1 protein-coding gene is annotated in these 234 nt (G+C 72.2%); it reads right to left on the bottom strand.

Annotated elements, in window-relative coordinates; genetic code table 11:
* On the bottom strand, positions 1-234 hold a 234-nt coding region (locus IF89_RS49260; protein ID WP_043195220.1), incomplete at both ends, for a hypothetical protein.

Raw genomic sequence — 234 nt, 5'->3', positions numbered from 1 at the left:
CCGTGACGACCGCGGTGACCGCGGTGGTGACCGTGGCGGCTTCCGCCGTGACGACCGCCCCTCCGGTGGTTTCCGTCGTGACGACCGTCCGTCGGGTGGCTTCCGTCGTGACGAGCGTCCGTCGGGTGGCTTCAACCGTGACGACCGCGGTGACCGCGGTGGTGACCGTGGCGGCTTCCGCCGTGACGACCGCCCCTCCGGTGGTTTCCGTCGTGACGACCGTCCGTCGGGTGG

The sequence above is a fragment of the Streptomyces sp. NRRL F-2664 genome (assembly GCF_000719345.1).
Taxonomy (GTDB): Bacteria; Actinomycetota; Actinomycetes; order Streptomycetales; family Streptomycetaceae; genus Streptomyces.
This window is presented reverse-complemented; position numbering and strand designations above follow the sequence as displayed.